Genomic DNA, 7,480 nt, shown 5'->3' with positions numbered 1-7,480 from the left:
GAGGTAGCCGCCCTCCTGGACGATGACCGTCGGCAGGTCGAGCTTTGCGATGGCCTCGCCGATGCGCGAGAAGCCAGGCGTCGTCACCGAAAGTCCGCCGAACGGATCGCCCTCGAACGCGTCGAGGCCGAGCGCCACAACGAGCGCGTCGGGCGAAAAGGCACGGATACGCTGGAAGGCCACCTCGAGCGCTTCGAGAAACGCCGCGTCGGCGGATTTGCGCGGCAGCGGCAGGTTGAAATTGTAGCCGAGGCCGGGCCCTTCGCCGCGCTCGTCGGCATGGCCCCAGAAGAACGGATAGAAGCGCACCGGATCGGCGTGCAGTGAGACGGTCAGCACATCCGGCCGTGCATAGAAGATGCCTTGCGTGCCGTTGCCGTGATGCAGGTCGACATCGAGGATCGCCACCCGTGCGGCCCGTTTGCGCAGAACCTGCGCCGCGACGGCCGAATTGTTGATGAAACAGAAGCCGCCGGCAACATCGGCAAAGGCATGGTGGCCGGGAGGGCGGCACAGCGCGTAGGCGGCCGGTGCGCCTGATATCACCGCCTCGGCCGCATCGACCGCGCTCCAGGCGCTCCATAGCGCGCTCTGCCATGTCTCGCCCGAGATCGGGCAGGCGGTGTCGGCCATGTGATAGCCGGCCTGGCCGACCGCCGAGGCCGGATAGGAGCCGTTGCGCGCGATCGGATGGATGTTGGGGATCACTTCGGCCGAAGCGCCCTCGATGCGCTGCCAGCGCGCGTAGATATGCTCGAGGAAATCCAGATATTCCGGCGTGTGCACCGCCGCGGCCGGGCCGAGCCCATGATCCCGAGGTCGCTCGATCGTGCAACCCGCAGATAGTGCGCCGACTAACAATCTCTCGATGCGCTCCGGCTTTTCCGGATTGGGCTGTGCCGCGCCGCTCGAAAGAAAGGCCCTGGGGTCGTGGCGCTTCTGTTCCTCGGCATAGAAGGCTTTCATTCCTGATCCCCGTTTTCCGGCGCGTCGGCGAAAGCAAAGAAGGCCTCGCCGATGATTTTTTGGGTCTGTTCGTAGCTCGACCAGGCGATGCCCAGCCTCTCGTAGAAGGCCTTGGCCCCTTCATTGTCGGTGTCGACGGACAGCCGGAGATAGACGCCGCCTTCCTTCCGGCACTGCGCCGCAACACGCCGCAGCAGCCGCTCGCCGATCTTGCGGCCGCGAAAACGATCCTCGACATAGAGGTCCTGCACATAGACGCCAGGCCGCCCCATCCATGTCGAAAAGATCGGGAAATGCAGGCAAAGGCCGGCAAACTCGCCGCCCACTTCGGCGATCAGGGTGGAGAAAGCGGGCTTTTCACCAAAGCCGTAGGTGCGCAAATCATCTGCTGTCGAAATGATCTCCTCCGGCGCACCGATATGCGTGCCGAGTTTCAGGATCGCGGCGTGGATGGTTTCGACGTCTTCCACTCGGCCGGGGCGGAGGCGGATTTTGGGCGAGGCAATCATTTCAGGTTCATCTCAGATCAGCATCTCAAAACGCCACCCGGTCGCCGCCCTTGAGCGCCAGCATGTCGCGCGCTTCGGTGGGCGTTGCAACCTCCAGCGACAGCCCGTCGAGAATGCCACGGATACGGCGCACCTGATCGGCATTGGATTTCGCCAGCTGGCGGCCGTCATAGAGACTGTCCTCCAGCCCGACACGGACATTGCCGCCCATGGCTGCTGCAATTGAGATCAGCGGCATCTGCTGGCGGCCGGCGGCGAGCACCGAGAACTGGTAGCTGTCGCCGAACAATTTGTCGGCGATCCGCTTCATGTGGACGAGATTGTCCGGGTCGGCGCCGATGCCGCCCAATATGCCAAGGACGAATTGGATGAACAGCGGTCCCGACACCAACCCCCGATCGCGAAAATGCGCCAGCGAATAGAGATGGCCGACATCATAGCATTCGAATTCGAAGCGCGTGCCGCAGCCCTTTCCCAGTCTTTCCAGCACCGCTTCCATATCGGCGAAGGTGTTCTTGAAGATCGTGTCGCGGGTGGCTTCCAGCAGCTTGGGTTCCCATTCGTGCTGCCATTCCCTCGGCTTGTCGAGCATCGGGAACAGCGCGAAATTCATCGAACCCATGTTGAGCGAGCACATTTCGGGTTCGGCCCGCAAAGGGGCTGCCAGCCGCTGGTCCAGCGTCATCAGCGACGAGCCGCCGGTGGTGATGTTGATCACTGCATCGGTCGCCTGCTTGATGCGCGGCAGGAACTGCATGTAGACGTCCGGATCGGCGGTCGGGCGGCCATCCCTCGGGTCGCGGGCGTGCAGATGCAGGATCGAGGCGCCGGCTTCCGCCGCCGCGATCGCGTCTGCGGCGATCTGGTCCGGCGTCACCGGCAGATAGGGCGACATGGACGGCGTGTGCACCGAGCCGGTGACGGCGCAGGTGATGATGACTTTTCGCGGTGCCATTCTTACCCCTGGCCTCCGACCGGCAGGTCGAGCTCGGCGGCCAGAACCTCCAGCGAGTCACCGATGATGGAGATGATCTCGCCGACCTGCTCGGCCGTGACGATCATCGGTGGCGCGACCATGAAATTGTCGCCGTCGACGCCGCCCTTGACCCTGCGGCCATAGATGATCAGCCCGCGTTCATAGGCGAGGTCGAGCAGCCGCTGCGTGGCTTTCTTGTTCTGGTCGATCGGTTTTAGGGTCTCGGGATCGGCGACCATCTGGGCGCCGGTGAGCAGGCCCTTGCCACGCACGTCGGCAAGGAACGGAAACCGCTTCGCCAGGCCTTTAAGCCCGTCCATCAGCACATCGCCCATGGCTGCCGCATTGGCGATCAGGTCGAGCCGGTCCATTTCGCCGAGCACAGCCAGGCCGGCGGCACAGGCCAGCGGATTGCCGGCATAGGTGTGGCCGTGCTGGAAGCCGCCGGAGGCGAGCAACGGCTGCACCAGCCGCATCGGTGCGGCGAGTGCGCCAAGCGGCGCATATCCGGAGCCCAGCCCCTTCGACAAGGCGACGATGTCTGGCTTGCAGTTCCAGTGATCGCCGCCGAGGAATTTGCCGGTGCGGCCGACACCGCTCATGACTTCGTCGTGGATGAGCAGGATGCCGTAGCGGTCGCAGATCTCGCGGATGCGTGGATAATAACTGTCCGGGGCCACCAGCGCCGCGGTCGCCGCACCGCCGATCGGCTCCATGATGAAGGCAACCACGCTGTCTGGACCTTCCGCAAGAATCTTCTCCTCCAGCATGTCGGCATAGCGGATGCCGCGCTGCTCAATCGAGAGATTGTCGCGGTCGCGCCAGGCATTCGGCGCCGGCACGGTTGGCATCACCCGCATCATCGGCTCGAACGTTTCGGCCAGCGCATCGTCGCCGGTGATCGAGAGCGAACCCAACGTGCCACCATGATAGGAGGGGAAACGCGTGATCACCTTCCAGCGGCTGGCCTGGCCGGTGGCGACCGCCCATTGCCGCGCCAGCTTGATGCAGGATTCCGTCGCCTCCGAGCCACCGGAGACGAAGAAGATGCGGTCCATGCCCTCCGGCAGCTTGCCGGCCAACTCCCGCGCCAACTCCTCCGCCGGCTCGTTCTCGAAATGCAGCCGATAGGCGAAGGTGGCGCGGTCCATCTGCCGCTTCATGGCGTCGAGCACATTGCGATTGGAATGGCCGATATTGGCCACCATCGGGCCGCTCGAGCCATCGATGAAGCGGCGGCCGTCCTGCGTCCACATGTAGATGCCTTCGGCGCGGTCGATCAGCGGCCGGCGCAGGCTGGACAGATAGAACAGATGCGAGTCTCGCCGGGCTTCGGTTTCTTGAACGGCGGATTGGACTTTCGACATGTCAGGGCTTTCCGAGGTAACGATCGAGGACATTTTTCGTGACGCGTTCGACCATCGGGTCCTGTCTTAGCAGGCCGGCGACCCATTCGCAGCTTCCGGCATGGAACACCTCGCCCTTGCCGCGCGGGAAATTGACGATCATGCCGTTGCCGCGTTTGACCTTTTCCAGATTGGCGTCGCTCGCCTCGCCAAACAACGTTTCGGCGGTGAAGCGGCCGTCTTCGTCGGTGAGGAACTGGTCCTCGATCGGGATATCGGCGCTTTCCTCGACCTGGGATGCCATGCCGACGGCGAGAACCTGCAGGCCATCTGGCGCGCCGCTGGTCGCAGTCGGGTAGGGCAGGCCGCCGCGTATCTCGAAGTCGAGCCCGTCGACCTCATAGCCATAGACATGGCTGTCGGCGCCCAGCAGGTCGCCATAGTAGATGCCGGTGCCGGCGAAGGCCCAATGCTCGGGCCGGTAGACCGGGAAACCACGCACGCCGCGCGGTGCACAGCCGCCCCAGCCGGCATAGACACCGCGCGTCGCGTTGAGCCCGAAGGTCGCCGAACCCGGCCGGCCGATTTCCGGCGCCTCCCAGGAATTGGTGGCACGGGTGACGTCGCCGTCTGGGAGATAGGCCGGATCTTCGGCACGCGAGCGATATTTGTAGCAGACCTGCCGGCGGCCCTCGTCTTCGAACCGCGTCTGCCACATGAAATTGCCGGCAAAGCGCGCCGCATGGCCGCCGCGGGTCACATAGGCGTCGACGGCATCGCGCATTTCCCAGGTCCAGTATTCGTCATGGCCGACGAACACGGCGCAGTCATAGCCGTCGAGAATTTCCGGCGAAAAATGCAGATCATGCTGGCTGGCGAGATCGACTTGATAGCCGGCCCGCTCGGCGAAGCGGAAAAAATGGCTGTCGTAGCTGGCCCAGCCGGACGAAGCGTATTTCTTCGAATGGCCGGTGGCGAGCGCCCACTCCATGTGCGGATAGCGCGGCACGGTCTTCGGCGGCACAGCGACCTCCAGCGGCACACGCGGCGCATCCTTGGGCAGCACGACGAAGCCACGGCACCAGGGGCGCTGCGTCGAGACGATGGGCGAATACTGGTTGCGATCCGGCCCGGTGATGCCCTGATAGTGGTTGGAGCCGCCCCAGGTGTTGTAGGCCAGCCATGTGCCTGTCGCCGCCACCTGGAGCACGCGGCCAGGTTTGCGGCCCGGCTGCGGGCAGACGATGAAAATATGGTGGCATTGGATCGGCTTGCCGTCGAGCCCGTCGGCGGTCAGCGTGACCCGATAGGCGCCGGACGGCCAGCCCGCTCCGACGCGAAATTCGAAGGATGGGTCCCAACCGCAGCCTTCAGCCGAACACTGGTCGGGTGTGTCCTGCCAGCGTGCCGCGATGCCCGATTTCTCGAATACTTTGTTTTCGCTGCCGCCATCTCGGGTGATTGTGATGCCGAACGTCGCAGCTGTCGAACTGACATGCAAAGCCACCGTTTCGCCGGCGCGATAGGAAAACCGGTCGCTGTAGCACCAGATCTCGCCGCGCTCGCCATCCATGCCTGGCCACTCGTAATAGTGGCCGCGCACCGCGTGGCGGCGCTGCTCCGGCGTCAGTCCGAAATCGGGGAATTCCGTGTTTGGGCTGGTCATGGTCATACTCAGGCGGAAAGATATTTCTTGAGGAAGCTGCGCGTGCGGTCCTTCTGCGGCGCGCGGAACATGTCGCCGGGCGGGCCTTCCTCGACGATCACGCCGTCATCCATGAACAGCACCCTGTCGGCCACTTCGCCGGCAAAGCGCATCTCATGCGTTACGATGAGCATGGTCATGTGTTCGGCGGCAAGCTGTTTCATCACCGCGTTGACCTCGTCGACCAGTTCCGGATCGAGCGCCGAGGTGGCTTCGTCGAACAGCATCACCTTGGGCTGCATCGCCAGTGCACGGGCAATGGCCACACGCTGCTTCTGGCCGCCCGAAAGCCGCGAGGGGTAGGCGTCGATCTTGTCGGCGAGCCCGACCTTGGACAAGAGGCTATGCGCCAGCGCATGCGCGTCACTTTTGGTCATGCCTTTTAGGATGATCGGTCCCATGGAAATGTTCTCGATCACGGTCAGATGCGGGAACAGATTGAAGTGCTGAAACACCATGCCCATCTGCTGGCGCACCTTGTTGATGTGCCGCTCGAAGGCATGGCCGTGCAGCTTCTGGTTGACCTGCACGCCGTCGAGCCAGACTTCACCGGAGTCCAGGGATTCCAAATGGTTGATGGAGCGCAGCAGCGTGCTCTTGCCGGAGCCACTCGGGCCGATGATGGCGACGATCTGCCCGCGATCGACCGACAGGCCTATGCCTTTGAGAACCTCGACGGCGCCAAACGATTTGCGCGCGCCGCGAACCTCGACCATTGGCCGCTGCGTGCTCATCGGGAAACCTCCACATGTCTTTCAAACCGACGCAAAGCCGCCTCGAGCACAAGATTGAGAATGTAATAAAGCGCCGCTGCGGTGATGTAGAACTCGAACGGGCGGAACGTTTCGCTGATCGCCAGCTGGGCCGAATGGACCAACTCGGCGATGCCGATGACCGAGACGATCGAGGATTCCTTCAACAGCGCGATCAGATTACCGCCGATCGGTGGTGCCGTGTTGCGGATGGCTTGCGGTATCACGACATGGCGCAGCGTCTGCCACTTGCCGAAGCCGATGCTGCGCGCACCCTCCGTCTGGCCGACATCGACGGCCACGATGCCGGCGCGGATGATGTCGGCATTGTAGACGGCAAAGTGCAGGCCGAGCCCAACAATGCCGGCGGCAAGGGCAGGAATGTCGATGCCGATCTGCACCAGGCCGAAATAGATCAGGAACAGCTGCAACAGCAGCGGCGTGCCCATGAACACCCACATGAGCGCGCGCACGGGATAGGCAACGATCTTAGGGGCGTAGAGCACGATGACCGCGAACAGGATGCCGCCGACGAAGCTGAGTGCGCCCGCCGAGACCGTCAGCACCGCCGTCCACCAGGCACCAATCAACAGAAGGTCCCAGTAGGGCGCGACGACGGTGAAATCCAAACCTTGCATCGTGCTCTCCGGTCAGACGATGGCGAAGCGTTTGTCGAGCAGGTCGACGATCCGCGCAACCGCGTAGACCATGATCATGTAGAGCAGGGCTGCAACGCCGAATATCTCGAACGGCTTGTAGGTGGAGCCGATGAAGCGCTGGGCGGTGTAGGTCAGTTCGACGACTGAAATGGTCGACACAAGTGCTGATCCCTTCAACAAAGCAACCGTATTGACCCCGAGCGGCCGGATCATCAGCCGTGCGGCCTGCGGCAGCACGACCTTGCGCAAGGTCTGGAAACGGCTGAAGCCTGTTGTGCGGGCGGCCTCCGTCTGGCCCCTGTCGACCGCGACCAGCGCACCACGGATCGATTCCGCCATATAGGCGCCGATGTTGAGACCGAGGCCGATAACGCCGGCGGCGAACGGCTCCAGATTGATGCCGATCTGCGGGCCGCCGAAATAGAGCACGAAGAGCTGGATCAGGCACGGCGTGCCGCGAAACAGGCTGACATAGAGCGTGCCGATGGTCCGCAGGATTGCCGATTTCGACATCTTGGCGGCCGCGGCCAATGAAGCAGCCGCGAGGCCCAGGATCAGGGCCAACAC

The 7,480-nt window shown here is 63.5% G+C and carries 8 protein-coding genes; all 8 read right to left on the bottom strand.

The genetic code is table 11. The features are described from left to right. The coding region (locus ENZ74_RS15225; protein WP_164761041.1) for a histone deacetylase family protein at nt 1-966 on the bottom strand (966 nt) is incomplete at its 3' end. Continuing rightward, the gene (locus ENZ74_RS15220; protein ID WP_013532101.1) at nt 963-1,475 is read right to left on the bottom strand and encodes a GNAT family N-acetyltransferase; all 513 of its coding nucleotides are present in this window, start codon (nt 1,473-1,475) and stop codon (nt 963-965) included. The genes ENZ74_RS15225 and ENZ74_RS15220, both read right to left, overlap by 4 nt. A gap of 25 nt (nt 1,476-1,500) precedes the next feature. Then, nucleotides 1,501-2,430, bottom strand: a complete 930-nt coding sequence (locus ENZ74_RS15215; RefSeq protein WP_013532100.1) for a 3-keto-5-aminohexanoate cleavage protein — start codon at nt 2,428-2,430, stop codon at nt 1,501-1,503. Nucleotides 2,431-2,432: 2 nt separating this feature from the next. Next, nucleotides 2,433-3,818 carry an aspartate aminotransferase family protein gene (locus ENZ74_RS15210; RefSeq protein ID WP_063167834.1) on the bottom strand — a complete coding sequence of 462 codons (1,386 nt, stop codon included), beginning with the start codon at nt 3,816-3,818 and terminating at the stop codon, nt 2,433-2,435. 1 nt (nt 3,819) lies between these two features. Next, on the bottom strand, nt 3,820-5,463 hold the full coding sequence (locus tag ENZ74_RS15205; RefSeq protein WP_063170215.1) for a N,N-dimethylformamidase beta subunit family domain-containing protein: 1,644 nt from the start codon (nt 5,461-5,463) through the stop codon (nt 3,820-3,822). An 8-nt stretch (nt 5,464-5,471) separates the two neighbouring features. Beyond that, a complete protein-coding gene (locus ENZ74_RS15200) occupies nt 5,472-6,236 on the bottom strand; it encodes an amino acid ABC transporter ATP-binding protein (RefSeq protein ID WP_063167835.1) in 765 nt (254 codons plus the stop codon). Beyond that, a complete protein-coding gene (locus ENZ74_RS15195) occupies nt 6,233-6,892 on the bottom strand; it encodes an amino acid ABC transporter permease (protein ID WP_013532096.1) in 660 nt (219 codons plus the stop codon). Before ENZ74_RS15195 ends, ENZ74_RS15200 begins: the two co-directional genes overlap by 4 nt. A gap of 12 nt (nt 6,893-6,904) precedes the next feature. Then, nucleotides 6,905-7,480, bottom strand: a complete 576-nt coding sequence (locus tag ENZ74_RS15190; RefSeq protein ID WP_127312842.1) for an amino acid ABC transporter permease — start codon at nt 7,478-7,480, stop codon at nt 6,905-6,907.

The organism is Mesorhizobium sp. M7A.F.Ca.CA.002.15.2.1, assembly GCF_003998715.1.
Taxonomy (GTDB): Bacteria; Pseudomonadota; Alphaproteobacteria; order Rhizobiales; family Rhizobiaceae; genus Mesorhizobium; species Mesorhizobium ciceri.
This window is presented reverse-complemented; position numbering and strand designations above follow the sequence as displayed.